This window comes from Micromonospora sp. HM134 (assembly GCF_007833915.1).
GTDB classification, from domain to species: Bacteria; Actinomycetota; Actinomycetes; order Mycobacteriales; family Micromonosporaceae; genus Micromonospora; species Micromonospora wenchangensis.
This window is the reverse complement of record NZ_CP041061.1, coordinates 1,318,748-1,343,365: the sequence shown is the minus strand read 5'-3', so window position 1 is coordinate 1,343,365 and position 24,618 is coordinate 1,318,748. Positions and strand designations below refer to the sequence as shown.

At 68.9% G+C, this 24,618-nt stretch carries 28 protein-coding genes; 25 read left to right on the top strand and 3 right to left on the bottom strand.

Translation table 11 applies throughout. The features are described from left to right. Nucleotides 1-210 precede the first annotated feature (210 nt). The 13 genes from folE to FJK98_RS06300 all read left to right on the top strand — a co-directional run bounded on the left by folE (nt 211) and on the right by FJK98_RS06300 (nt 9,868). Entirely contained in the window at nt 211-819 is a 609-nt protein-coding gene (gene folE, locus FJK98_RS06360; RefSeq protein ID WP_145918196.1) for a GTP cyclohydrolase I, read from the top strand. After that, on the top strand, nt 816-1,538 hold the full coding sequence (queC, locus tag FJK98_RS06355; protein ID WP_240762646.1) for a 7-cyano-7-deazaguanine synthase QueC: 723 nt from the start codon (nt 816-818) through the stop codon (nt 1,536-1,538). Before folE ends, queC begins: the two co-directional genes overlap by 4 nt. Next, the gene (locus tag FJK98_RS06350) at nt 1,538-1,918 is read left to right on the top strand and encodes a 6-carboxytetrahydropterin synthase (protein WP_145918195.1); all 381 of its coding nucleotides are present in this window, start codon (nt 1,538-1,540) and stop codon (nt 1,916-1,918) included. Before queC ends, FJK98_RS06350 begins: the two co-directional genes overlap by 1 nt. Further along, complete coding sequence (locus FJK98_RS06345) at nt 1,915-2,661, top strand: 7-carboxy-7-deazaguanine synthase QueE (RefSeq protein WP_145918194.1); 747 nt, start codon at nt 1,915-1,917, stop codon at nt 2,659-2,661. Before FJK98_RS06350 ends, FJK98_RS06345 begins: the two co-directional genes overlap by 4 nt. A 178-nt stretch (nt 2,662-2,839) precedes the next feature. Further along, complete coding sequence (locus FJK98_RS06340) at nt 2,840-3,628, top strand: RNA-directed DNA polymerase (Reverse transcriptase) (RefSeq protein ID WP_145918193.1); 789 nt, start codon at nt 2,840-2,842, stop codon at nt 3,626-3,628. A gap of 13 nt (nt 3,629-3,641) precedes the next feature. Continuing rightward, nucleotides 3,642-4,229, top strand: coding sequence for an SUMF1/EgtB/PvdO family nonheme iron enzyme (locus FJK98_RS06335; RefSeq protein WP_145918192.1), 588 nt, complete (start codon nt 3,642-3,644; stop codon nt 4,227-4,229). Next, entirely contained in the window at nt 4,226-4,741 is a 516-nt protein-coding gene (locus tag FJK98_RS06330; RefSeq protein WP_240762644.1) for a DUF6884 domain-containing protein, read from the top strand. Before FJK98_RS06335 ends, FJK98_RS06330 begins: the two co-directional genes overlap by 4 nt. A 2-nt stretch (nt 4,742-4,743) precedes the next feature. After that, nucleotides 4,744-5,778, top strand: a complete 1,035-nt coding sequence (locus tag FJK98_RS06325) for a glycosyltransferase family 2 protein (RefSeq protein WP_240762642.1) — start codon at nt 4,744-4,746, stop codon at nt 5,776-5,778. After that, nucleotides 5,775-6,707 (top strand): radical SAM protein, encoded by a 933-nt coding sequence (locus tag FJK98_RS06320; protein WP_145918190.1) that lies wholly within the window; start codon nt 5,775-5,777, stop codon nt 6,705-6,707. The genes FJK98_RS06325 and FJK98_RS06320 overlap by 4 nt, the downstream gene beginning before the upstream one ends. Next, a complete protein-coding gene (locus FJK98_RS06315; RefSeq protein WP_145918189.1) occupies nt 6,704-7,288 on the top strand; it encodes a phosphoribosyltransferase in 585 nt (194 codons plus the stop codon). The genes FJK98_RS06320 and FJK98_RS06315 overlap by 4 nt, the downstream gene beginning before the upstream one ends. Beyond that, complete coding sequence (locus tag FJK98_RS06310; RefSeq protein ID WP_145918188.1) at nt 7,285-8,382, top strand: glycosyltransferase family 4 protein; 1,098 nt, start codon at nt 7,285-7,287, stop codon at nt 8,380-8,382. The genes FJK98_RS06315 and FJK98_RS06310 overlap by 4 nt, the downstream gene beginning before the upstream one ends. Beyond that, nucleotides 8,382-9,254, top strand: coding sequence for a 5'-3' exonuclease H3TH domain-containing protein (locus FJK98_RS06305; RefSeq protein ID WP_145918187.1), 873 nt, complete (start codon nt 8,382-8,384; stop codon nt 9,252-9,254). Before FJK98_RS06310 ends, FJK98_RS06305 begins: the two co-directional genes overlap by 1 nt. Before the next feature lie 26 nt (nt 9,255-9,280). Next, nucleotides 9,281-9,868: a PIG-L deacetylase family protein gene (locus FJK98_RS06300; RefSeq protein WP_145918186.1), complete on the top strand. Its 588-nt coding sequence runs from the start codon at nt 9,281-9,283 to the stop codon at nt 9,866-9,868. 514 nt (nt 9,869-10,382) lie between these two features. Here FJK98_RS06300 and FJK98_RS06295 read toward each other — a convergent pair. From FJK98_RS06295 to FJK98_RS06285, 3 genes are all read right to left on the bottom strand, one after another. Then, on the bottom strand, nt 10,383-10,592 hold the full coding sequence (locus tag FJK98_RS06295) for a DUF397 domain-containing protein (protein ID WP_240762640.1): 210 nt from the start codon (nt 10,590-10,592) through the stop codon (nt 10,383-10,385). Nucleotides 10,593-10,699: 107 nt separating this feature from the next. Beyond that, nucleotides 10,700-10,891: a DUF397 domain-containing protein gene (locus tag FJK98_RS06290; protein ID WP_145918184.1), complete on the bottom strand. Its 192-nt coding sequence runs from the start codon at nt 10,889-10,891 to the stop codon at nt 10,700-10,702. Then, complete coding sequence (locus FJK98_RS06285) at nt 10,884-11,786, bottom strand: helix-turn-helix transcriptional regulator (protein ID WP_240762638.1); 903 nt, start codon at nt 11,784-11,786, stop codon at nt 10,884-10,886. Before FJK98_RS06285 ends, FJK98_RS06290 begins: the two co-directional genes overlap by 8 nt. Before the next feature lie 581 nt (nt 11,787-12,367). On the opposite strand from FJK98_RS06285, the gene FJK98_RS06280 reads away from it, so the two are divergent. From FJK98_RS06280 to FJK98_RS06230, 12 genes are all read left to right on the top strand, one after another. After that, nucleotides 12,368-12,646 carry a hypothetical protein gene (locus tag FJK98_RS06280; protein ID WP_145922604.1) on the top strand — a complete coding sequence of 93 codons (279 nt, stop codon included), beginning with the start codon at nt 12,368-12,370 and terminating at the stop codon, nt 12,644-12,646. Beyond that, the gene (locus tag FJK98_RS06275; RefSeq protein ID WP_145918182.1) at nt 12,643-12,873 is read left to right on the top strand and encodes a hypothetical protein; all 231 of its coding nucleotides are present in this window, start codon (nt 12,643-12,645) and stop codon (nt 12,871-12,873) included. Before FJK98_RS06280 ends, FJK98_RS06275 begins: the two co-directional genes overlap by 4 nt. After that, nucleotides 12,870-13,604 (top strand): GPP34 family phosphoprotein, encoded by a 735-nt coding sequence (locus FJK98_RS06270; RefSeq protein WP_145918181.1) that lies wholly within the window; start codon nt 12,870-12,872, stop codon nt 13,602-13,604. The genes FJK98_RS06275 and FJK98_RS06270 overlap by 4 nt, the downstream gene beginning before the upstream one ends. Before the next feature lie 131 nt (nt 13,605-13,735). Next, complete coding sequence (locus FJK98_RS33090; RefSeq protein ID WP_168222390.1) at nt 13,736-13,912, top strand: hypothetical protein; 177 nt, start codon at nt 13,736-13,738, stop codon at nt 13,910-13,912. 215 nt (nt 13,913-14,127) lie between these two features. Further along, nucleotides 14,128-15,618, top strand: a complete 1,491-nt coding sequence (locus FJK98_RS06265; protein WP_145918180.1) for an APC family permease — start codon at nt 14,128-14,130, stop codon at nt 15,616-15,618. An 18-nt stretch (nt 15,619-15,636) separates the two neighbouring features. Further along, nucleotides 15,637-16,293, top strand: a complete 657-nt coding sequence (locus FJK98_RS06260; protein ID WP_145918179.1) for an N-acetyltransferase — start codon at nt 15,637-15,639, stop codon at nt 16,291-16,293. Between the two features lie 5 nt (nt 16,294-16,298). Beyond that, nucleotides 16,299-16,958, top strand: a complete 660-nt coding sequence (locus FJK98_RS06255) for a GNAT family N-acetyltransferase (RefSeq protein ID WP_145918178.1) — start codon at nt 16,299-16,301, stop codon at nt 16,956-16,958. A gap of 122 nt (nt 16,959-17,080) precedes the next feature. Next, nucleotides 17,081-17,854, top strand: coding sequence for a hypothetical protein (locus tag FJK98_RS06250; RefSeq protein WP_145918177.1), 774 nt, complete (start codon nt 17,081-17,083; stop codon nt 17,852-17,854). Nucleotides 17,855-18,020: 166 nt separating this feature from the next. Then, nucleotides 18,021-18,890 carry a trypsin-like serine protease gene (locus tag FJK98_RS06245; RefSeq protein WP_168222389.1) on the top strand — a complete coding sequence of 290 codons (870 nt, stop codon included), beginning with the start codon at nt 18,021-18,023 and terminating at the stop codon, nt 18,888-18,890. Nucleotides 18,891-19,589: 699 nt separating this feature from the next. After that, the gene (locus tag FJK98_RS06240) at nt 19,590-21,377 is read left to right on the top strand and encodes an Hsp70 family protein (protein ID WP_240762636.1); all 1,788 of its coding nucleotides are present in this window, start codon (nt 19,590-19,592) and stop codon (nt 21,375-21,377) included. A 22-nt stretch (nt 21,378-21,399) separates the two neighbouring features. Next, nucleotides 21,400-23,328, top strand: a complete 1,929-nt coding sequence (locus FJK98_RS06235; RefSeq protein ID WP_145918174.1) for a hypothetical protein — start codon at nt 21,400-21,402, stop codon at nt 23,326-23,328. 280 nt (nt 23,329-23,608) lie between these two features. Next, nucleotides 23,609-24,613, top strand: a complete 1,005-nt coding sequence (locus FJK98_RS06230; protein ID WP_145918173.1) for a hypothetical protein — start codon at nt 23,609-23,611, stop codon at nt 24,611-24,613. Nucleotides 24,614-24,618: the final 5 nt, after the last annotated feature.

Here is a 24,618-nt window from a genome sequence, read left to right as displayed (position 1 = left end):
CGATTTGCTCTGGTCATTCGGTTTTCCTGAACGGGCGATCCGCTCCGGCGTCAGCCGGGTCACCTTCGACCTGACACGACTGCACTGATTGCTACTTCCAGGCGACCTCAGCGGCGTCATCTTCCAACCGGAGCAGCAAGCCTCGCATGTGAACCCATGTTTGGACTCCGCAGCGCTACAGCTCGGACCTTCACACCAAGGAGTTGGCAAATGACGGTGATCGAAACACGTGCACCTGCGCCCGTTCAGGTGGTGGGTGCAGACGTCGCTGCTGCGGTTGCCGCGGCTGAGCAGATGCTGGTCGCGCTCGGCGTCGACACCCAAGTAGAGCACCTTCGGCGGACGGCGGAACGGATGGTGCTGTCGTACGGCGAGATGCTGACGCCGACGCCGTTCGAGGCGACAGACTTCCTCAACGAGGCGAAGCATCGGGGCTTCGTCATCGTGCAGGATGTGGCGTTCGCCGCTATCTGCGCTCATCACCTGCTGCCGTTCGTCGGCTCGGCGACCGTCGGATATCTCCCGGGTGCTCGGCTGTTGGGGTTGTCGAAACTGGCGCGGCTGGTCGAGCACGCCACACGCGGCGTTCAGGTCCAAGAGAACGTCACGCAGCAGATCGCTGACGGACTGCAGCGGGTCGTCCCGGACCACGGTGGCATCGGGGTGTTCGTCGAGGCTGAGCACCTCTGTATGACTCTCCGAGGTGCGAAGGCGCGGGGTGCCTCGACGGTGACCTCGACGTGGCGCGGCGCGCTGGAACGCGACGCCACGCTGCGGTCGGAGTTTCTCAGTGTGGCCGGGCGGAGGTCGCGGCCGTGAACACCCTCGCACTGCCGTTGGTCACTCCGGTGCCCACGCACGTCGTGGTCATCGTCTCCGGTGGCATGGACAGCACGGTTCTGGCCTATGCCCTGCATCGCGCCGGGTCAGCGGTGACGCTGCTGTCGTACGACTACGGGCAGCGACATCGCCGCGAGCTGGGCTACGCGGCACGGACCGCTGAGGCCCTGCGCGTGCCACACGACGTGGTTGACCTGACAGGCATCGTCGGTGTGCTGTCGGGATCGGCCCTCACTGACGTCCGCGTGGATGTGCCGGACGGGCACTACACCGACGCGTCGATGCGCGCCACGGTCGTGCCCAACCGCAACGCGATCATGCTCGATGTGGCCGTGGCGCGCGCCGTCTCCGCCGGTGCGGATGCGGTCGGGTTCGGTGCCCACGCCGGTGACCACCCGATCTACCCCGACTGCCGCCCGGCGTTCCTGGCCGCCTACGAGTCAGCTGCCCGGATAGCGAACGAAGGATTCCTGCCCGCAGGCTTTCGCGTCGTCGCGCCGTTCATCGGCTGGTCGAAAGCCGACATCGCCCGACTCGGTGACGTCATTGGCGTGCCGTTCGCCGCTACCTGGTCCTGCTACAAGGGCGGGCAACGGCACTGCGGAACCTGTGGCACCTGCGTCGAGCGGCGCGAGGCGTTCGAGGTAGCCGGCGTGACGGACCCGACCACGTACGTCACCACACCGGAGGTGAGCTGATGCACCGCATCGGCAAGCAGTTCCGGTTCGAGGCCGCGCACTCGCTGCCCGACCTGCCCGAAGGCCACCAGTGCGCGCGCGTTCATGGGCACAGCTACACCGTCGAGGTACACCTCGTCACCGATGGTGAGCTGACCCGGCCAGGGTTTGTCGTGGACTTCGCCGAACTCGGCCCGTTCGGCGCGCATGTCCGCGACCACTTCGACCACCACGACCTCAACGCCGTCCTGGACGCGCCGCCGACGAGCGAACACCTCGCCGCCTACTTCTACCGGTGGTGCCGGGACCACCTGCGGCTCCCGGCCCCCGTGCGGGTGGAGAAGGTCCGGGTGTCGGAGACGGCATCCACGTTCGCCGAGTACGGGTCGGGCCTGTCATGACCGCGCCGGCCACGCCCGCCGTGCCGCCAGCCACGACCGATTCGCCGGTGTTGCCGTTGCTCGTCGCGGAGACGTTCGGCCCGACCTTGCAGGGCGAGGGTCCGAGCGCCGGTCAGCAGGCGGTGTTCGTGCGTCTGTCGCGGTGCAACCTGTCCTGCCCGCGCTGCGACACCCCGTACACCTGGGATGTCTCCCGCTTTGATCTGCGCGCGCATACAACCCAGCGCACCGCCGGAGATGTCGTCAGGTGGGTGTTGGCGCAGCCGACGCGGCTGCTGGTCATCACCGGCGGCGAGCCGATGTTGCAGCAGGATCGGCTGCTGCCTGTGGTGGAGGCGGTCACCGAGGCGGGGCGACGGGTAGAGATCGAGACCAACGGCACCGTCGTTCCCCTGACGGATCTGGTCGCGTCGACGGCCTCCTTCAACGTGTCTCCGAAGCTGCCCGGCTTCGCCGGGGCGAGGGACGGTCGGCGGCGCATCCACCCGGCCGCACTTTCAGCGCTGGCGGCCTCGGGGCGGGCCGTGTTCAAGTTCGTGGCCACCAGCACGGCGGAGTTGCACGAGATCGCCCGGTTGCAGGACCGGTTCGGGCTGGACCCGGTGTGGGTGATGCCCGAAGGCACCAACAGCAAGGAAGTCTTGGGCGGGTTGCGGGACCTCGCGGACGCGGTCATAGCAAGAGGCTGGCACCTGAGCAGCCGCCTGCACGTGTTGCTGTGGGAGGACACCCGTGGCCGCTGAAGCACCGGGCTTACATCTGCTGGATGGGCTTGGACGGGGCCGTCGTTCCCGCCGTGACCAGCCGCGCGTGTTGGGGAGCGGCCCTGCGATCGTCGGCGGCGGGATCGTTCCTGCCGTCCAAGCGAACCCCACGATAGCCCAACCCGCCTCACCTGTGCAGGCCCCAGCGCACTCACTCATGCCCTTCCTGGTAGACCTGCCGCATCTGGTGGCGGCGGCGCGGCTGTGCATGCGTCGCGCTGCCGCACCGGGTGCTGACGGGCTTACCTGGGCCGGCTACCGCAGTGGTCTGCGAGCGCGTCTCGGTGACCTGTCCGGCCGGCTGCGGACGGGGACGTGGGAGCCGGGCCCGTTACGGCATGTGGAGATCACGTCCTACACGGGCAAGGTGTTCCCCGCGGTTATCCCGACGGTCGAGGACCGCATCGTGCACCGGGCAATGCGCCGCGCGGTGGAGCCGATCCTCGAGCACTACGTCTTGGCGGACTGGGTATCGGCGTACCGGCCGCGCCGCAACCGGATCACCGCCCTGCGCCAAGCCGAGCAGTATCTGGCGGCGGGACGGCAGTGGGTCGCCGATGTCGACGTGGCCGGCGCCTCGACGGGCGGCAGCACCGAACAGTTCGTGGACTGGCTCGCCGTCCACGTGGCCGACGGCTCGTTCCTGCGTCTGTTCCGCCGCGCCGTCGAGGCGTTGCCGGCGCCGCTCGTCCCGGGCAGCGGCCTGTGGCCGGTGCTGTTTCACCTGCGCCTATCCCAGGTTGACGCACTGCTCACCGACTGGCCGGCCGTGCGCTTCGCCGACAACTACCTGATCTTCGCGGTGGACGAGCCCGGCGCGATCGTCGCGTTCGACGCCCTCAGCGCCGCCCTCGCCACGGTGCAGTTGCAGCCGCACCCGCGCAAGAGCCGCGTCCGGCCGCCGCACCAGGCGAACACCGAAGACCTGTTCCTCATCGACGGATGAAGGGAACTCACCGATGATCATCACACCGACCGGACTGCCCGCAGTCGTCGGCGCCGTGCGCTGGGTACACGTCCCTGCCGGTACCTGCCTCTACGGCGACGCCCGTAAACCCCGCCCCGTGCCGGCGCTCCTCGTCGCGGAGACGCCGCTCACCGTCACGCAGTGCGGCCTCGGCGACACCGACCTGCCGGTCACCGGCATCAGCTACGACGATGCCGTCCGGCTCGCCACCGAGGCTGGCGGGCGCCTGCCCACGTCGCTGGAGTGGGAGTGGATCGCCGCCGGATCGAGTCGCCGCCTGTGCCCGTGGGGCGACGAACCGTGGAACCCTGACTATGCCCTGCTCACGGGTGCCGGACAGTCACCATGTGCTCCCCAGCCGGTCCGACGGCACCCGGCGGGTGCCACGCCCCAGGGCGTGCTGGGGCTGGCGGGCAACGTCTGGGAATGGACCAGCAGCACCGCCATGGGCCAGGGAAAGATCATCCGGGGTGGTTCGTACGCCTCGCCGCCGCTGTATGCCCACACCACCTTCCTCAACGCAGCGCCCGTCGAACGCCGCAGCCCTGGCATCTCCGTGAGGCCGGTGCGCATCCCGTGAATCTCCGACACCTGCGACTGGCCCATCCCGTCGACGCCCTCACCCATACCGCCGATACGGCCCGCACCCATCCGGCGGAGCTGGTCATCGTCGGCTGCTCTGCGGAGAAGACGCCAACGACCACGCCGCTGCCTGCCCTCGACCTCTACGACGGTGGCTGTGTCCCAGACCTGCGCTCCCGGGTCGGTCACCTGCCGCACCAGCGCAGCCGGGTCCGCTTCCTGTCCGCCGCGCACGGCCTCGTCACCGCCGACACCCGTCTGCACACCTACGACCGCCCTCTCGACCCGGCCCGCGCCGCCGAGCTGCGCCCGCGCGTCTGGGCACAGTTGCAACCCGACCTGTTCAGCGACCACACCCCCGACGACATCCTCGTGGTCGCCGAACCGCTCTACCTGGTGCTGCTCGCCGATCTCCTCTCCGACAGCCGGCGGCCGTGTATTCACTGGATCGCCGACCATGCGGGCGGTTGGCCAGAGGCCGCCGCGATCCTGGACGCGTGGGGGTGGTGAGCGTGCCTGCCACCCTCAACGAGGCGATCGCCGCCACCGGCAACGACCACCGCCACGTCACCACGGCCTTCACCGACCGCACCGGCCTGGGCTGGCATGCCCCGACCCCGCCGCAACTCGGCGACGGAGCCCGGATCAGCGTGGTCATCCCCGCCTGCAACACCGCCTACAGTCTGCGGCCGGTTCTCGACGCGCTTGCCGAGCAGCGCACTGCGGCGTCCGTCGAGGTGATCGTGGTCGACGACGCGTCCACCGACGCCACCACCGAGCTGTTCGCCGCGCATCCGCGCATTGACCGGGCCGTCCGCCTGCACGCCCGCGCTGGGGCGGGAGCGGCCCGGAACGTCGGCGTGCACCTCGCCACCGGCGACACGATCGTGTTCCTCGACGCCGACGTGGTCGTGCGGGATCACGTCCTGGCCGACATCGCTGCCCGCGCCCGGCAGGACACCGTCCTCGTCGGCTTCCGGCACAACATCCCGTACCGGCCCGACGCCAACGGCTACCCGCTCGTGCCGCCCGGTGAGCCCGACCTGGATGCGGATCACCGGGTGCGATGGACCCCACCGGCAGGTGTGCCGATGTTCTACACCGGCCAGGTCTACCCGAAGGTGTTCGTCGGCCGGCCGCTTGAGGACACCCGGGAGTTCCTTGACCTCGGTCACGGTCGCACGTACTACGACTGGGACCTGCCCCGCATGGTCGTCACCTCCCTCGTCGCCGCACCTCGGCGCGCGGTGCTGGAGGTCGGCGGCTTCGCCGACGGGTTCGGGGCAGATGGCTGGGGTGCCGAAGACACCCACCTCGGCGCTGCGCTCATCAGCCACGGCTGCCTCGTCATCCCGCTGCGGCAAGCCCGAGGCTGGCACATCGACCCACCCGATCCCGCCGCCGTGTGGAAAGCCAAGCTCGCTGGTGTCGCACCCCGGATCGCCCTCTACCGGCAGCTCTGCGAGCAGCCCGCACCCACCGCCCGCGCCGCGGACTTGGCCGAGCGCGCCGAAACTCTCCTGCAGAAGGCAGAGCCCCTGCGATGATGCGAACCTTCGCCGCTGACGGCGACCTCATCCACGACCCCGCATCCGGAATGACACACCGCGCACCCACCCCCATCGGCAACGGCCGGATCACCCTGGCCCAGGCCACGGTGACCGGCTGGCCACCCGTTGCCCTCGACGACCTCAACCGGTCAACCCCAGACAGCATCTGCTGGTCGCCGATCGTTCGGTGCAACCTGCACTGCCCGCAGTGCCTCGACGACACCACGGTGGAAGAGGCGGACACCACTGAACGGCACCGGATTGCCCACGTCCTTGCCAATACCGACGTCCTCGGCGTCGATATCTCCGGCGGTGAGCCGCTGCTACTGCGAGACCTGCCCAAGCTGCTGGACATCATTCGAAGCAGGGACCGCAGCGCCGCGTCCATCACCACCAACGGCTGGCACCTGGCCCGCCGCGCCGCCGAGTTGGCCGAGCACACGGACGCCATCCGGGTCAGCCTCGACGGCCCCGATGCGGACCGCCACGACGCCATCCGAGGACCGCTCAGCTTCGCCAAAGCCGTCGAAGGCATCCAGACCGCAGTCGCTCTGCGCATCCCCGTACAGATCCAGACCGTGCTCATGCGCCGCACCACCGGCTATCTGCAAGAGATGGTGAACCTCGCCGCCGGACTCGGGGCCTGCGGTTTCAGTGCCCTGCAGATGCTGCCCATCGGCGCTGGTTCCGCTCTGCCCGACGAACTGCTCAGCGATAACGAGGCCCTGACGCTGTTCAGCGCGCTGAACGTTCCCGAGGGGATCAACATGCGACTGCGTACCCGCGATCTCGCCGGCAACTTCACCGTCATCCGTGCTGATGGCCGAGTCTGGCGTAACGACAGCACCGCCACGAACATCGGCGGCCTACGCCCTCTGCGCAGCACCGCCGACCTCGCCCTCACCACCCCGGACGGCACCCCGTGACCCCCCAACCCGCGCACCGGCCACCTGTCCAGCCACGCCAGTTCCGCCACCGACGGCTCCTCCGCATCCCGGCCGACGCCTACGACCGGGCGATCGAGGTGCTCGCCGACGCTGCCCGGCAGCGGTACCGGCCGATCACCGCCACCATCGGTATCGCCAACGGCGGCCTCGCCCCGGCACGAGCCATCAGCGACTTCCTCCGCCTGCCGACCCACCAGGTCAATGCCAAGCACAACCCCACCGACGCCACCTACACCGAAGCGACCGGCATCGTCACCTACGACCTCGGCCCTCTCACCAGACGACTGGCCGCGCACGACCTCACCGGCACAGTCCTGGTCGTTGACGACATCTGCGGTACGGGCGCCACCTTCGCCGCCATCCTGCCCGCGCTCACTGCATACCTCGGCCCGGACGTCGCCCTGCGCACCGTGGCGTTGTGCCGCAACGCCGGGAGCGCCCTCAATCCGGACCTGTGGGTCTGGACCGTCGACGACTGGGTCTTGTTTCCCTGGGAACGGCCACCCGCCGCCGCGACGATCGAGGACCTGCCGGCCCCGAGCCAGGTCGAGACCGCATGACCATCGCGTTCGTCCTCGTCTCCTGGCGACCCGATGTGCCGGCCGGGATGGAGCGCGCGGTCATCGCGCACGCCGCCGGCCTCCAGGCCATCCAAGCCGGAGCCGTCATCGTCACCGCCGACCCGGCCGCGCCATCGATCTACCACAACGTGCCCATCGAGCGACTGCGCAGCCTCGACGTGCGGTTTCCCTGCGACGACGCCACCCTGCGCGCGGCGACCGACGCCTCCGCCGACACGATCGGCGAGGAGCTTGGGCGGCTGTTCCGGCAGCGCCAGGTGCACTCGGTCGTCTACGTCGACGCCCTGTGGGGCCTCGGCCGGATCATGCCGACCTACCCGGGCATCCGCAACGTCCTCGCCGCACACGTAGTCGGCCACGACGCAGACCTGCAAGCGGCGCTGTCCCGCAAGCCTGACGCCGTCATCGCGCCCTCGGTCACGGTGCGGAGCGAAGCGGCGGCCCGCGGCTACGACAGCAGCCGGTGGAGCGTGGTGCCGAACACCCTGCTCACCCTGCCCGGACCAAGGTCCCCTGACGACCGCTACAAGCTCTGGGCCCGCGGCCCCATTCGCGTCCTTGCCCGGCTCGGGCCGGAGAAGGGCGTCGCCGAACTGCTCGACTCGAGCACCGGATTCGACCGGCCCATCGAGGTCGCGCTCGCCGACGCACCGTTCGAGTTGGCCGCCGGCAGCCAGGAACAGGTACACCTCAGGTGCCGGGCCTTGGCCGCCGAGACACCCGGCATGGCTCTCCGGCACGGCCTCGCCTGGCACGAGGTGTCGACCTGGCTCGGCGACGCCAGCGTTGTGATCGTGCCGTCCCACGCCGAAACCTTCGGCCTCGTCGCACTGGAAGCCATGGCTGCGGGCACCCCGGTCGTCGCCTACGACGTCGGGAACCTGCCCAGCCTGATCGGCGACGGCGGCGTCATCGTGCCGTACCAGCCCCGCCCAGAGAACCTGTGGCGTGCCGCCCAGCACCTGCTGGCCGACCCGGTAGGCTACGCCGCAGCATCACGGGCCGCGTACTACCGCTCGCGGGACTATTGGCCCGCCCTTGTCGCTAACCAACTCTTGAAGGTGGTGAGCTGATGGGCGGCTCCGTCCTGCCATCTGCCCCCGAACCCTGTCCACTCCTGCTCATCGACGGACACAACCTGCTCTGGGGTGCCACCTTCGGCTTCCCCGCCGAGATCCGCTCCCGCGACAAGACCCGCCTGCTCACTGGCGTATTCGCGTTCTTCGCCCTGCTCCGCGTTGCCATCCGTGAAGACCTCACCGAGCAGCCCGAGGTCATCGTCGTCTTCGACGGCCAGTACGGCAGCAGCGACCGCAAGGAAATCGACCCCACCTACAAGGCCCAACGGCCCACCGATGAGGCGTCCCTGGCCCCGATCCAATTCCTGCCCGATGTCAAGCGTGGCCTCGACCAGCACGGCATCGTCTGGACCGAACTCGACCACGCCGAAGCAGACGATGTCATCGCCACGCTCGTCCACACCACCCCGCCACCGCGCCAGATCGTGATCATGTCCCGCGACCGCGACTACTACCAACTCGTCACCGACCGCGTCCGCGTCCTCAACACCAAGATGCACCCCGGCAAGCGCTACATCGGCCCAGCCGAAGTCTTCGCCCGCCACCAGGTCACACCCGCCCAGTGGGCCGACTTCCGCGCGCTCACCGGCGACCCCGCCGACAACATTCCGGGCGTCCACGGGATCGGCGCCACTACCGCCGCCACCCTCCTCGCCGATGGCATCACCCTTGACGACCTGCCAGGCACCGGCCGGCTAGACACCGGCCGTGGCCGCCTCGTACGCGAACAGCTCGATATCGCTCGCAAGTGGCGCGACATGATCCGCCTCAACCACGAACTGGACGTCCCCGTCACCCCGACCGGAAAGCCGAATCAGCTCCTGCCCGCACCGGCCGCCGTCGTCGAGGAACTCGGCCTGTGGTGACGCCCGCCTCCGTCCTACTCACCGTCATGGCGCACCCGGACGACGCCGAACTCTGGGCAGGAGGCACCATCGCCCGCCACGTCCACGACGGAGGCACGGCCATCATCGCGGTCCCTCACCGCGATGCGGTCCGCGACGCCGAGGCCGCAGCTGGCGCAAGCATCCTCGGGGCTGGCCTCTACCTGATGGAGCAACTCTCCGTCTCGATCGTCGCCACCATGCTCAGGGAAGTCCGCCCCGATGTGCTGATCACTCACCCGGCCAGCGACATCCATCCCGAACACCGACAATGCGCCGAGGTAGTCCTCAGCGCCCTACCCGACGTCGTCATCGCCACCGGCCACCCGAAACGGGCCTACCACAGTGACGGCTACAACAACCTCGACCAGGAAGGGCACCCCCTCCGCCTTCCAACCATCATCGACGTCAGCGCCCACTGGCCCGCCAAGATCAGTGCCCTTCGAGCGCACACATCCCAACCGATCATCGATCACTTCGGCCCGATGGCCGAGGCCCTCGGAAGGCTACACGGCCGCCGGATCAACTCCGCACACGCGGAGGCATTCCGCGCGGTGCCGATCCTCGGCCAACTGCCGGCAACGGCCGGTCTTTGACTACGGGTCGCAAGGATTAGCGACGGCATGCAAACTCGCGCAGAGATTCCGGTGGCCGAACGGACGTCGTAGGCCCTGCTCAATCCGGCCAGCTCGTAGCCGAGGATCACCGCGTACCTGGGGCTCCTCCGCAGCTTCCCGATACAGGTTTTTGCGGCCGGGTCGGCGTCGACCAGCTCGGGGCTTCTGCCGGGAAGGTTGTGGCCGTCCGGCGTGTCCTGCACGAGCACCCGCCCGTGGTCATCGAACAACCAGCCGTAGACCTGCACCACCATTGCGGTCGGTGCCGGTCGGTCAGCGATCCACCGAAAGGGAATGTGATGGACACAGGATGGGCAGACGCACGTCGTGAAAGCCCGCCGGACTGATCACGATATGGGCGTGACCCGCAGCTCAGGCTCCCCGGTCTGGAGTCTGCCGCTGGGGTGCGGCACCGACAACGCTCTCGCGGCCACGCCGCTACCGGAAGCACCCGGTGTCGACCGGCCGCTTCCGGTAGAACGGCGCGCCCCGGTTACGGGGTCAGCGCGCCCTCCCGCAGGGCATAAGTGAAGGCTGTCCAACTCCGCGCCGTCACCGCAATCTGGCCACCCAGCGGGTCCTTGCTGTCCCGGACGAAGACCGCACCCTGGCGGGCAAGCAGGTTCGTCGCCACCTCGACGCAGTTTCCTCCATTGCCGCTCCGGGTGCTCTTGCGCCAGATGGTGCCAGCTGAGTCAGCCACTCGTTCATCCCTTCTGCGCTCCCTCATCCCTCTGTCGACACCGCTCGATTCAGGGCGTGCCTCTCCAGATCGACCAACGGCCCTGGAGAGGAGAAGACCTCCTCCCGCTACCGGCTGCTGCCCAGGCCTGCGGTGAACGCCTGCCACGACGCAGGCGCGAACGCCAGGACCGGCCCGTTCGGGTCCTTGCTGTCCCGCACGGCCACCACACTCGGCAAGTTGTCGGCCACCTCGATGCACTGGCCCTGGTTACCGCTGCGGGTGCTCTTGCGCCAGCAGGCGGACGTCAGATCAACCACGATCGAATGCCTCCATTACTTCGGTAACCAACTTCCTCGACGTTTCCTCGTCGAGTGCGCGCGAGGCCAGATCGTTCCAGGCCAGCTCATACGCCGCGACCTCGGTCGGCTTGTCGAGGTACAACGCACCGGTGAGGCTGTCGACGTACACCAACGGCGGCTCCAGCGGCTCAGTGCTCCCCGGTGTAACAGGCGGGAACTCCAGGATCGTGAACGCTGAGGTCATGCCACCATGCACGCCGGCGTCGAACGGAAGAACCCGCACCGCGACGCTCGGTGAACGGGTCACGTCCAGCAGGTGCTGAAGCTGGGCAGTCATGACCTCCCGGCCACCAACCGCGCGGCGTAGCACAGCCTCACTCAGAATAAATTCGAGGTAGGGAGGCCGTGGGGCGACGAGCAGCCGCTGCCGCTCCATCCGGAAGTTGACCTGTCGGTCAACCTCCGCCTCATTGATAAGCCCGCGCGGCACGCCAGTCACCTCGCGGGCGTACTCACGAATCTGAAGAAGACCAGGCATCGACTCGGGTTCGTACTCTCGACTCCGTTCGGCACTGGCTTCCAAACGAACGAACAGGCCGAACCAGCTCGGCAGGCTGGTATTGGTGTAGTCGTGCCACCAAGCGCTCGCCCCGCTGCTGCGGGTCTCGGCGGCGAGCGCGAGCAGGTCGGCACGGTCGTCCGCGCTGGCCTCGTACAGCTCGCACATGGCCTTGACTTCGATGTCGCGGAACTTGACGCGGTGGTCGCCGGCCTCAATGCGATGGATCGTCGCAGGGCTGCGCTGGAGAAGTGCAGCCGCCTTCTCCTGGCTCAGCCCGGCCTCCTTGCGGAGCGCCGTCAGCTTGCGGCCGATCCTCCGTCTCAACAGGGCTGATCCGTCCGTGTCGGGCACGGAGCCTCCTATCACCGATTTGCCAAATAGCAGCATACAAACGAGCGGCCACTAGATCACAGGGCGGCTTTTGCCGCCCTGACCAGGACTAACATCCTGCGATCAGCTTCAACATGCAACCCCTCTCATGATTTCTTTCACTATGACGCCTTGCATTTTGCCTAGTTGCATCACACGATGACAACCAGCAAGCCGGTGCCGCAGAACAACCTCGCCACAGCGGCAGGAGCCGGGTGCAGGAGCGCGTGTCCGCCCATGCGGGGCGGTCCCTGTGCCCCACGAATCGAGGGCACGGCCGGCTGCCGGGCAGGCCCAGCCATCCGTTTCACACCCAGGGAGGTGATGGCATTGACCCGTATCAAGTGGTTCGTTCCTCGGGACGGGCAGCCGTACCGGCCGTTCGGTATCGATCGGGAGGGCGCGGCCACGCTCTACGGTCACCGGGGCGGTTGGAGCGGATCCGACGAGGCCACGGCCCAGGACGTGGCGCGCGACAACCGCCGATTCTGGGCCGGCCTCAGCCTCCGGACGCAGACTCCCAACCGCCCGAAGCGACGCCGCTGGCGTTGGTGGCCACGCGCATGACCGGCAGCAACCATCCCCCGCCCCGGGTCGACCCCGGCACCCTGCTGCAACTCGACGGCGACGACTGGTCCTTCGGTCGCGGCCTCACACCCGGAGTCCACGTCGATGTCGTCCTGGTACGGCTACGCACCGACCTCGCCCATCTCAGTGACGAGTGGATGTGGGTCCTCGGCCACCGTCCACAGTGCGAGTACCCGCACGTGGAGCAGCACCCGCCCTGCCTGGAACTGCGGGTCCGCATCACCGCGCTGCGTCGTTACGGCCCCACACGATGACCGGCTCCCACGAGAGCGACCACCCCGGCGCCCGGTACGACTCGGCCCGAAGGACGGTCCTGGGCCACCTCGGCCGCACCTGCTTCGAGTGCCGCGACGACGGGTGCGCGCAGTACCGCTGGGCCGTCGCGGAGCTGCGCGACCACCCGATCGGCCGTGGCCTCCTCCAACGTCACGGCCTCCTCGACCCCTCCGACGATCCGACCCAGGAAGGCCAGCAGCGGTGACCATCTCCCCCGCCGACGGCGACGAGCACACTCGGCCCGCCCACCACGCACCCGCCCATCGGCCGGCCCGCGCGGTCGCCACCGCACACCGTCAGCCGCCACTAATCGCCAACGACTTCTACTTCCTCGCCCACCACGACCAGACCGGGCAGCCCCGCCTGTTCCCCGCCGCGATCTCCCTCGGGCTGGCAGCCGGACTGCTCATGGAGTTGCACTACGCCGGCCGAATCAGCTTCTCCCAGGGTGCGGTCCACGTCTGGCGCGACGGCCCCACCCCGGCGGACTGGCTGCAACACAAGATCCTCGACCGAATGCTCACCGAGCCGCAGAACACCCCCGTCCGGCAGTGGCTGTCGTACCTCGCCACCACCGCCGAGGAACAGGTCGCCCAGCGTATGGCCCAGGCTGGTCTGCTCCGGGAGCAGACGACCGGCCCGAGGTGGCGACGGCGCACCGTCTACGTGCCGACGGACATCAACACCGCCGCCTGGCCTTGGGCCCGCCTGTCCCAACAGCTCCGCAACCGCCGCGACCTCTTCGAGCACGACGTCCTCCTCGCCGGCCTGGTCCTGCGCACCCAACTGGACACGGCGCTACTCGACGGAGCCTCCTGGCTCGCCCGTGACTACCTGGCCCGCCTGGTCAGGCAACTCTGGCCACCCTGGCCGGAACTGCTCGGCGAACTCGGCGCCGCCGTCGGCGCAGCCGTGCTCAGCCACCGCACCTCCTGAGTGTGCTCGAACCATCGCCTGCCGCCGATAGCCGGCAGCACCTCATCGATCTCAAGAGACGTTCCATGACCAACGGAGAACCACGCCCACCTCGGGCCTCCACCGGTCGAGACCGCCGGCCGCCGGGACAGGTGGGCGTCATCGTCGGTGTGCTGGTAGCAGCCGCCGTCGCCGCGGACCTCGCCGCGTGCGTCGCCCTCCTCACCAGGCCGTTCGTGGCGGACTCCACGGCCACGCTGGTTCGCCTGCTCCGGCCGCTTCTCGGGCTGTTCATCGACGCGACGGTCCTCACCGGCGGCGGACCCTAGCCCACCGGCCGAACCCCCGCCCGCCATCCCGTCGCCTGTTCCTCATCGCCCCGGGAGTCCCGCCATGCCCGCTCCCGTTCTCCGTCCACCCGCGCCGGGTTCGCCTACGCCTTCGTGACTCGCGTCCTGGCCGCCGTGTTCCCGCCCCACCTCACCGCCGAGCCCGCCCCGGCCTCCCCGCCTATCCCCCAACCCACCCGTATGGAAGAGGGCCCATGTCCCCCACCTCACCCGACACCATCTCCGCGACCCTGGCGCGCGGTCGGCTCGGCATCCCCTCCGTCGTGTTCTTCGTGATCGCCGCCGCCGCGCCGCTGACCGTCGTCGCCGGAGGCGCGACCACCGGGTACGCCGTCACCGGCGTCGCCGGCATCCCGGTGGCGTACCTCGTGGTCGCCGCCGTGCTCGCGCTCTTCGCGGTCGGCTACGTGGCGATGTCCCGACACATCGTCAACGCCGGAGCGTTCTACACCTACGTCACCCGGGGACTCGGCCGCCCGGCCGGCGTCGCCGCCGCAGCCGTCGCGCTGCTGGCGTACAACGCCATGCAGATCGGCTTGTACGGCGGCTTCGGCGCGGTCCTGGCCCAGTTCCTCCACGACCGGTACGGGTGGGGCGTCACCTGGTGGCTGTGTGCCCTGGCCGCCTGGGCGGCGGTGGCGGTCCTCGGGGTGCTGCGCATCGACCTCAACGGTGCGGTCCTGGCCGTCATGCTGATCGCCGAGTGCGCGGTGGTGGTCGTCTTTGACGCCGTCATGGTCACCCACCCCGCCGGCGGGACCGTCACCGTCGACACCCTCGCCCCGACGCACGTCCTCGCCGCCGGGATCGGCGCGGCGCTGGTCACCGCGATCACCGGGTTCGTGGGCTTCGAGGGGACGGTGATGTTCTCCGAGGAGACGAAGGACCCGCGCCGCACCGTCGCCCGCGCCACCTACCTCGCCGTCGCGGTCACCGGCCTGCTCTACGGCCTGTCCGCGTGGGCGATGTCCGTCGCCACCGGCCCCGACCGGATCGTCGACGCCGCCCGCACCGACGGCACGGACCTCATCTTCCACCTGGTCTCCCCGCACCTCGGCGCGAGCGTCGTGACCATCGGCCGGGTCCTCTTCATCACCAGCCTGTTCGCCGCGCTGCTCAGCTTCCACCACACCGTGGCCCGGTACCTGTTCGCCCTCGGCCGGGAACGAGTCGTCCCCGCCGCCTTCGGCCGCACCAGCCGGCGCACCGGCGCGCCGAAGGTCGGCTCGATGACCCAGAGCGGCCTCGCGCTCGCCGTCCTCGTCGGCTACGCGGCAGCCGACGCCGACCCGATCGTGCACCTGTTCTTCTGGGTCACCGTCACCGGCGGGCTCGGCGTCCTGATCCTGATGACCGTCACCTCCGCCGCCGTCGTCGGCTACTTCGCCCGAACCACCCACCACGAGGGCCGGTGGCGGGGCACGGTCGCGCCGCTGACCGCCACGCTGGCGCTCACCGCGATCCTCACCGTCACCATCCGCGAGTTCGACACCCTCCTCGGCGTCGACCCGCACTCCCCGCTGCGCTGGCTCTTCCCCGCGGCCTACGCCGCCGCCGCGCTGCTCGGCGCGGTCTGGGCGCTGACCCTGCGCACCACGAACCCGCCCGTCTACGCCGCCATCGGCTTGGGCGCGGACAGCCACACCCTGCCCCTGCGCAACGACCCGATCCGCCAACCGGCCTGACCCCAAGAGGGAGACACCATGCCCGACACCCACACCGTCGCCGTACGTCGAGCGACACCCGAGAACGCGGGGCCGCTGATCGCCGTCCTCGCCGAGGCGTTCCACGACGGACCCGTCGCCGACTGGCTGATCCCCGACCCCGCCGACCGGCGCGTGGTCTTCTACCGCTACTTCAGAGACGCGTTCCAGCACGGCCTGGCGCACGGCCACGTCGACACCACCGCCGACCTGTCCGCCGTGGCGATCTGGTACCCCCGGCTCGACCCACCCCAGGGCCACACCCGGGAACGCCAGGAGGCGCTGGAACACGCCACCGGCCCCTACGCGCCGAAGTTCACCCTGATGGAGGCCATGTTCGACGCCTTCCACCCCGACGAGCCACACCACTACCTCGCCTACCTCGCGGTCGACCCGGAGCAACAGAACCGGGGCATCGGCGCGGCCCTGCTCCACGAGCACCACCGGCACCTCGACAAGCTGGGCCTACCGGCGTACCTGGAGGCCAGCAACACCCGCAACCGGCAGCTCTACCACCGGCTCGGCTACACCGCCGGCCCACCACTGATCCTGCCCACCGACGGCCTACCGATCTGGCGCATGTGGCGCGGCCGACAAACCCCCACCGGCCGGTCACCGTTCCCACCCGCCCCGCAGCCCCGACGGCCGACCCGGTGAACCCGATGGCCCAGATCCGACCCGCGCAACCCGGCGACGTACCCACCATCACCGCCCTGCTCGTCGACGCCGTCACCGACAACCCCGTCGCCGAATGGCTGGTGCCCGACCCTGCCGAACGGCAGACGGTCTTCCACGGCCTGCTGGCCATGGAAATCGACCACGCCGTCGAATGGGGCAACGTCGACGTCCCCCTCGACCTGACCGCAGTCGCGGTATGGCACCGCCACCCCCTCCCCGACACCGCCGTCCTCACCGAACACCACCTGGGCGTCTTCGCCGGCCGCGCGCTACCCCGCTTCCGGCAGCTCCACGCACTCCTCGGCAGCTACCGATCCGACGCGCCACACCACTGGCTGTCCTGGCTCCACGTCACCCCCACCCGACGGGGACAGGGCATCGGCGGGCGTCTGCTCGACCGGCACCACCACCGTGTCGACCAGCTCGGCGACCCCTACGACACCGTGGTGACGACGGAGGAGGCCCGGGACTTCCTGAGCGGCCACGGCTACCGCGCCGGCCTGCCCCTACACCTGCCCAGCGGACCCCGGCTCTGGCCGCTCACCCGTAGCGGCAACCCGGCCGCCACCACGGAGAGCACCGGGCCCGCATCACCTGAACCGGCCGTTCCCTACGACCTCCGCGACAGGAGGCCCAAACCATGACCAAGGTCCGAACCGTCGCCGGGTGGCAGCGGCCCACCCGCGCCCTGGTCTTCGCTCTCGTTCTCGCCGTCACCGTGCCCACCACCTGCGCCCCCGTCCGCACTTCCACGCCATCCGCCGACGTGGCCGTGCAGCCGTCTGCCTCTTCGACGCCGACGAACGAGCCGCGGACGGCGCAGGATCGGCTGCGCCTCCTGGCCGACGCGATCACACCCGTCGCGGCCGACGCCGAGGCCGGCCCGCACACCTACCTGCATGTCCAGTCGTGGTCCCGAGCGACGACGGTCGTCAGCCGGTGGGACATCCGTCGCTGGAGCCAGCCGGACGGGTCCGGTCGGGTCATCGAGCGCCGGTTGCCCGACCGAGGCAACCTCACCCGGCTACCGGACGGCAGCGACCGGAATGCCCTCGCGGCGGCTCCCGTGGTGTCCGACGAGACGTACGCACGCGGCGGCCTCGTGCGCCCCGGCTCCGAGCCGATTCCCGGCGACCGCGCTGGTCTCGAACAGCAACTCGGCACCATATCCCCGCCCGAGAACGGCCCCGGCTCGGTCATCGCCGGCGTGGTGAGTCTGAACAACGAGCACTATCTCGGCCACCGACAGCGCCAAGCCATCCTGCTGATCCTGGCCGACCTGTCCGGCATCACGATCGACACCACCGCCGCCGACATCGCCGGTCGCACCGGGATCGCCGTGAGCCTCAACCGAGACGGATCCACCAAGCGCCTGATCATCCACCCGACGAGCGGGGAACTCCTCGCCTTCCAGGAAACCTTCAACGCCTGCCCGGCCCGAGGCAAGCCATGCCCCCGGCCCGGCCTGTTCGACTACCGGCTCTACCTCGAACGCAGCCGCACCGCACCGGCCGACGGGTCACCCACAACACAGCGTTGAACCCGGCACCGGGAAGCCGTCGACACCACCTCGCGGTGATGCGCGCCCCGGTACCCCTCAGTCCCGCCGCGTTCGTCGCGGCGATCCCTCCGGCACGGTGCCGGAGGGGACGAGAAAGGAACCCATGAAGATCACCCTGTACCGGCCGATCGCCACCGGCACGGCCATGCTCGGCCTGCTGGCCAGCGCCGTGCCGGCCTCGGCAGCACCGCTCGATCAGCAGCCCGCGCCCTCGGCGGTCACGCCGTCCGTCGTCGGTGGACACGACGCCACCGAGGACTACCCCGGCATGGCGACGTTGCAGTACAACCGCAACGGAGTGTTCGGGCATCTGTGCGGTGCGACCCTCGTCGACCGCCGTCACGTCGTCACCAACGCACACTGTGTGACCGAACCCGACTCCGGAGCCGTCGACCCAACGCTGTTGCAGGTCCGGATCGGCTCAGCCGATCGGACCAGCGGCGGCGTGGTCGTTGGCATCGAGCGGGTCCTCCCACACGCCGAGTGGGACTGGGGCACCGGCACCGACCGGGTCGCAGACGTGGCCGTGCTCCGCCTGGACAACCGGGTCAACCTCAAGCCCTTCACCATCGCCCCTCGCGTCACCGGGCGAGGGGCGGTCACCCGCATCCTCGGCTGGGGATCGACCAAGGCATCGGGCGAGGGACCGCTCCCGGTCACCCTCCAGGAGCTGGACACCACCGTCACGGGCAAGGCGGCGTGCGCGGCAGCGGGCATCACCGCCGGTGAGATCTGCATCGCGAACGTGAACGGCACCGACGGTGCCTGCTACGGCGACAGCGGCAGCCCCGCCCTCCAACGGCTCACCCCACGCACGTGGGCCGTCATCGGCGGCGCAAGCCGCGAGACCGAACCCATCTGCGGAACCGGCGCAACCGTCTACACCTCCCTGCCCTACTACGCGGGCTGGATCCACCGAGTGATCGCCACCGGCAAGGTCCCGCCGCGCACCACCCCCGCCGACACCACCCCCTCGGCAACCACCCGATCGCTGCGCTGGACCAGCACGGCGTAAACGCCTGCGGCCCGGCCCGCCCCGGCAACACCCTCGCCGGGGCGGGCTGGCAGCAGCGAACCCCCAAATCCAGGACGCAGGCCGTGATCGGCCCTCGTGATGGCCGTGTTCCACCGAGCCTCCGCGACCAATAGCCGAACTTGGAGCATGCCCCTGATGCCCCTGTGGTTAGCGGCGGCTCGTCATGGTCGAGCTGGTTACCGGAGCCCTCCCCGAACGGGCCGAGTTCTTACTGGTGCTCGATCGGGACGGTGTGATCAACGGGCACGTTCCCGATCCGGCGGGAGTTCCGCCCGATGGCCCGTTGGCACCGGAGCGGGTCCGGTTATGAGGGGCACTGGGCGACCGGGGGCGTCAGCCTCATCGGCAGCAGCTCTCCCCAGCCCGAGCGCCGCTATGCACCGTTCGTCCGGAATGCTCGGCCGCAGGCAACGGGTGTCACCGGCTCAACCCGCTACCGCAACTCGCCAACCGTATGCCCCAACCAGGAGAAGCAGCGGGTGCCCGCCGAAAGCATCACGCTCGCTAGGAGGTGCCCCTGGCCTGGACTGCTTCGATTCTCCTGAGTGATCAGGAGGTGACTTGAATGAGTATTCATGTTTGACTACCTGCGTGGGGGCGGGGGGAACACGGCTGTCGATCGACTGCGGTAGCGCGAGCACCGTGGCCGTGTTGGCGTGGGCTGACGGTGGTGCGTCTGTGTTGCCGTTCGATGGTCTGCCCTACCTGCCCAGCGGCCTGTTCCTGGCCGAGGGTGGGCAGGTGTGGACGGGCCGGCAGGCGTGGCAGGCCGCCGAGGCGCAGCCGCACCGGTTCGTACCGAATCCCCGCCGTACCGGCGATGGCGAATCGGTCGTCGACGGCCCTGAGGCAGAGGCGGTGGAGCTGGCAGCGGCACCGCTACGGCGGGCTGCTACGGAGGCCGAAGGTGTTATCGGTGAGCCGGTGCCGGATGTGCGGTTGGTGGTGCCGGCCGGGTGGGGACCGCGTCGCCGTACCTGGATGCGGCAGGTCGCGCACCGGGCAGGTCTCGGACAGCCGCGCCTGGTGGAGGCTCCGGTGGCCGCCGCGGAGCACTTGGTGGCCACCGGTGTACGGCTGACGGTCGGGTCGTTCGTTGTCGTGTGTGATGTCGGCGCGGGGGCCGAGGTGACGGTGCTGCGCCGAGGCCCGGCAGGGTTCGAGGTCCTCGCCACGCACGCCGACCCTGCGGCCGGTGGCGCTGCCGTCGACCTGGCGTTGACCGCTGCTGTGCTCAATGGCCGGGAGGTGCCTGCCCGCGGGATGGGCCAGTGGGTGATGGCGGAAAGCGTCCGGGTCGCCAAGGAAACCCTAGGTTCACATCCGGCGGTCACGGTGCCGGTCGCCGGCCACCACCCGGTCATCGCGGACCGCACCATGCTCGACGCCGCCGCCCAACCGGTCGTACGGCAGGTCGCGGAGTTGACCCAGCAGTGCATCGCCGCCGCCGAACTGACCCCCGGCGACCTCGCGGGAATCTACTGCGTCGGCGGCAGCGCCCACCTCCCACGCCTGGACACCGCCATCACCGAGCACACGGGGATCACTCCGGTGCTGGCGGCGGAGCCTCAACTCGTCGCGGCACGGGGCGCCGCCGAGGCGGGCGCTACCGCAGCGGGGGTGAATGCGGTGGAGGTGACGGTGCCGCCGATCCGGCGGGCCGTCGCCATCGCGGTGCCCGGCCTCGCCTCCCTGGCACTGCTGTGGCAGGCCCTGCTGACCGCCGAACGCAACAACACCCTCAGCGCGTACTACTACGTCCTGTTCAACCTCGGCGAGTTGACGATGGCAGCGGTGTTCGCCCTGGTGGCCTGCATCGCAGCGGGCACCATCCTCGGCTCGTTGATCGCCGCCCGCAGCCCCACCCCCGAACTACGCACCGAAGGCGGAAAAGTCAGCATCGGCATCCTCGCCGGAGTCTCCCTCGGCGTCGCCATCGCCGCCCTCTACGCCATCGTCATCAGCCAATACTTCGGCCTACCCCTACGCGGGTTCCTCACCTGGGCACTCTGGCCAATCGCCCCCACCGCCGTCCTCGCAGTGGTCATGGCGACGATCGCCGCCCGACAATGGCGTACACCCTCCGGCGGCTGGTCCGCGCTCCTGGCCACACCCACCGGCTCGGTCGTCACCGCCGCCGTGGGCATGGGACTCATCCAGTACGCACGCACCGCCGACCGATGGCCCCACCTGGTGGTATGGCTCGACCTCACCGCCCGCATCGGCGGACTCCTCCTCGGCATCGGCACCGTCATGGCCCTCGTGACACCTCTGATGTTCCGCATCGTCCTCGCCGCCCCAGTAGCGGTGATCAGCGCCGCGATCGTCACCGGACAATCCACCGGCATCCTCGGCGTCAGCTACGCCATAGCCATCACCGTCTGGTGGGCAGCACGAGTATGGACCTGCCTCATCCACCCCACCACCAGCCCCACCACCCTCAGCCCACCGGGTCGAGGCGGGTGACATGCGCTGGCCACGACAGTTGATGTCGCTGCTGTTCGTCCTGGCTTTCCTGGTCGGCCCACCAGCGGTGCTCCTGACCGTGATCGGCCCGCCCCTTCGCGGCTGGCCCACCTCGGAGCAGTTGCGGGCCTGGTTGCAGCAGCCGTTGACCGAGGAAACGCTCACCGCCGGACTCGCCATCGGCGCGTGGCTGATCTGGCTGCTCGTCGCCTACACCGTCGCCGTCCGGATCATCATCCGCCTCCGCGCCACCACGGCATGGCTACGGCGGATACCCCTTCCTACGCCCCTACAGGCAACGGCCAGTGGAATGGCCGGCGCAGCCGTCCTCGGCGTCACCACCAACACCGTCACCACCACCCCGGCGCAACCGCCACAGCCTGCAGCAACAGGCACCGCCACATTCCACAACGACACCGCCCCGGACGACCATCACGACCAGGCCGTACGCGAGGACGGAGTCACGGTTGCCGGTGGCTGGCTGCCCCGGGACGTCGCCGAACAGGTCACCGCCGCCGCAGCACTGGTCTGGCTACGCCGCCGCCGCGACTACCAACCCCACCCCACCCACCCCGACGACACCGACCTCACCCCACTACCGCCCGCCGTCACCGCCGTCCAAGCCGCCCTCGCTGATGCTCCCTCAGTACCGCCATCAGACGGAATCGCGGCCCCCCTCGAAGCCCTGCCGGCCGGCGGCGTAGGCCTTACTGGACCGGGCGCGCTACCCGTCGGGCGAGGACTGCTGGTCACTGCCATCCTGGCCGGACAACGACACAGAACAGCGTCATTGATCGTCACCCAGGCAACGATGGCCCTCCTTCTCGGACCGGCTGCGGAGACGCTCGGGCGACGCCTACCGCTGACGATCGTCGACACCGTTGACGAAGCAGCACAGCTACTCCGACCCGTCAGCCCCGTCACTGGTGAAGCCATTCCTGGTCAGCGTCAGGGTGAGACGTCGAGTGGACACGACCATCGGAAGATCGTGCTGCTGAACCACCACGACGGCAACGAGCAGCAGTTGAAACAACTCGCCGAGACAGGCACCGCCGCCGCTGCTCTCGTCGTCATACTGGGAGAACAACCGGACGGGCCAAACTGGCACGCCGACTCCACCGGTCACCTACGCGACCCACACCACCCCGACATGCCGAACCCACGGCTGTGCGTCCTGGACCAGACGGCAACCACCGACCTCCTTACCGTCATCGCCAGCCCCGACCCGGCACCGCCCCACCCCGCCAGTGGACGCCCACCACTCCCCCACGCGGGATCACCAGAGCTGCCACTGCCACGACAGATTGCCCGGCAGGAGCCTCCACGCCTGTCCACCACACCCCGGCAGCCGCTTCATCTGCGCGTCCTGGGTGACCCACAACTGCTCATCGACGGCGAACCCCTGACCATCCGCCGCAGCGCCGGCCTCCAAGTCCTCGTCTACCTGGCCATCCACCCCGACGGGGCCGACACCGCACAACTCACCGACGCCATCTGGCCAGGACTGCCCCGCCACTCCCTCACCGGCCGCCTCTACACCGCCGTCAGCGACCTCCGCAGCACCATCCGAACCGAAAGTGACCTACCCGTCATCGACCACTCCGATGACCGCTACCGCCTCAACCGCGCGTACGTCGACGTCGACCTGTGGCAACTCCACGCCGCCATCCACCAGGCTGCCGCCACCCTCACCACCACTGCCTGGCAGATCGTCCTCGACGCCTACCCCGCCGAGCTCGCCACCACCCGCACCTGGCCCTGGCTCGACCCACACCGCGAAGCAACCCGCCGCCGAGTCCTCGACCTGTGCGCCGCACTCGCCGCTAAAGAACCCGACCCACATCGCGCCCTCCAGCTCCTGCAGGATGCCGCCCGCATCGACCCATACAACGCTGAACTGCATCGACAGGTCAGTTGCGCCGTCACCGAGTTGCAGCCATGGGACCGCTAGCCAACAACCATGGGCAACGCCCGTTACACCGCACGCTTTCCAACCCGACGCCCAGCATCGCCACCCTCACGCCGTCCGGCAGATAGCAACGTCGGCGCGGGGGCGAGACATACCGGACGACTCCTTGGCGTGGCTTACAAAGACGACACGGACGGGCCACCACCAGCCGCTCGACCAGATGTACAGCCATCCCACCCGCTCCATTAGGGTGCCACTATAAGCCGCGCAGAGAGTCGCCCTCTTGAGCTCGGACTGACGGTGGACGCAGGGGAGGACTCTGATGCAGATTAGGGCCGAGTACCAAGCTTCGCCTGTTGCTGATCCCGTGGAGGCGAAGATCGCAATAATGCGACCAATCCTCGCGTCCATTTTACAGGCACTCAACGCTGAAGCTATACGCCCATTCGGCTATGCTGAAGAGAATAAGTCCAGGGGAGCCTTACCCCTTCACATGCTTGGACGGCTACACGCAGAAGGCGATGGCGATGTTGGGATCGCCTTCGAATACGCCATCCATGATGCCGTATTAACTAGGCGATCCGACGTCATAGAGCGTGTCGCCGACGCACTGAAGCTCTGCAAGATTCGGAGGGGTGAAGCAGAATCCATATTCTTCGCAATCGAAAAAAGCGGCTCAGAGCAGGTGATCAACACTCGGATGGAGTTAATAACCGAAACCAGCCTAGTGTTAGCAGGAACACGAGGTCGCCCGATCAAGCTGAAGCGGCATCTTGGAGGACTAGCTTCCGCCTTTCGACGTCCAAGCACCAGACCAAGCCTACCGCAGAGTATTCGCGGATTATGGAAGGCCGACCTATTTCTAGGCTCTTCAGCCCCCGACCACTGGGTTGGCACAACGGTTAAGAGCAACCCCTCACAACTCGAGGGCGCAAGCGGACTACGGATTGGCGTGGTGCCCGTTCGAGCCGGAAGGACCGACGCGGTGCGGCTTGATGAAAGTCGGAATCTTATAGTGTGCCCCGTGCCACACGACGGCGCGTATATGCAATGCTTCTACGAGACGTGGCGTATAGCCCAGGTTCTGATGAAAAACAACTTCCAGCCCCCTAGAGAGGTGGACCTCCCCACTCCAGTGGATAGAGAGGTAGCCCGAGTTTTTATCGAGCGCCGCAACTTCACGGTCGCCGACGTTATTGATGCAACACGCGCGTTCGCTCAACCTCACCTTTTGAAGACCAACGAAGTCGAGGTCGCACAAGAGCCCTTGGGTCGGGGTTTAGAGCCGGAGACATCAACCATAGTGGCCCCATACTCTCTACCCTAGCTGGT

Bases quoted from the DNA above. Each gene is read 5' to 3' on its own strand.
- FJK98_RS06345 (WP_145918194.1), top strand. From the start codon at position 1,915: ATGACCGCGCCGGCCACGCCCGCCGTGCCGCCAGCCACGACCGATTCG.
- FJK98_RS06320 (WP_145918190.1), top strand. From the start codon at position 5,775: ATGATGCGAACCTTCGCCGCTGACGGCGACCTCATCCACGACCCCGCA.
- folE (WP_145918196.1), top strand. From the start codon at position 211: ATGACGGTGATCGAAACACGTGCACCTGCGCCCGTTCAGGTGGTGGGT.
- FJK98_RS06265 (WP_145918180.1), top strand. From the start codon at position 14,128: ATGTCCCCCACCTCACCCGACACCATCTCCGCGACCCTGGCGCGCGGT.
- FJK98_RS06275 (WP_145918182.1), top strand. From the start codon at position 12,643: ATGACCGGCTCCCACGAGAGCGACCACCCCGGCGCCCGGTACGACTCG.
- FJK98_RS06255 (WP_145918178.1), top strand. From the start codon at position 16,299: ATGGCCCAGATCCGACCCGCGCAACCCGGCGACGTACCCACCATCACC.
- FJK98_RS06305 (WP_145918187.1), top strand. From the start codon at position 8,382: ATGGGCGGCTCCGTCCTGCCATCTGCCCCCGAACCCTGTCCACTCCTG.
- FJK98_RS06300 (WP_145918186.1), top strand. From the start codon at position 9,281: ATGGCGCACCCGGACGACGCCGAACTCTGGGCAGGAGGCACCATCGCC.
- FJK98_RS06335 (WP_145918192.1), top strand. From the start codon at position 3,642: ATGATCATCACACCGACCGGACTGCCCGCAGTCGTCGGCGCCGTGCGC.
- FJK98_RS06350 (WP_145918195.1), top strand. From the start codon at position 1,538: ATGCACCGCATCGGCAAGCAGTTCCGGTTCGAGGCCGCGCACTCGCTG.
- FJK98_RS06245 (WP_168222389.1), top strand. From the start codon at position 18,021: ATGCTCGGCCTGCTGGCCAGCGCCGTGCCGGCCTCGGCAGCACCGCTC.
- FJK98_RS06260 (WP_145918179.1), top strand. From the start codon at position 15,637: ATGCCCGACACCCACACCGTCGCCGTACGTCGAGCGACACCCGAGAAC.
- FJK98_RS06230 (WP_145918173.1), top strand. From the start codon at position 23,609: ATGCAGATTAGGGCCGAGTACCAAGCTTCGCCTGTTGCTGATCCCGTG.
- FJK98_RS06310 (WP_145918188.1), top strand. From the start codon at position 7,285: ATGACCATCGCGTTCGTCCTCGTCTCCTGGCGACCCGATGTGCCGGCC.
- FJK98_RS06280 (WP_145922604.1), top strand. From the start codon at position 12,368: ATGACCGGCAGCAACCATCCCCCGCCCCGGGTCGACCCCGGCACCCTG.
- FJK98_RS06235 (WP_145918174.1), top strand. From the start codon at position 21,400: ATGTCGCTGCTGTTCGTCCTGGCTTTCCTGGTCGGCCCACCAGCGGTG.
- FJK98_RS06340 (WP_145918193.1), top strand. From the start codon at position 2,840: ATGCCCTTCCTGGTAGACCTGCCGCATCTGGTGGCGGCGGCGCGGCTG.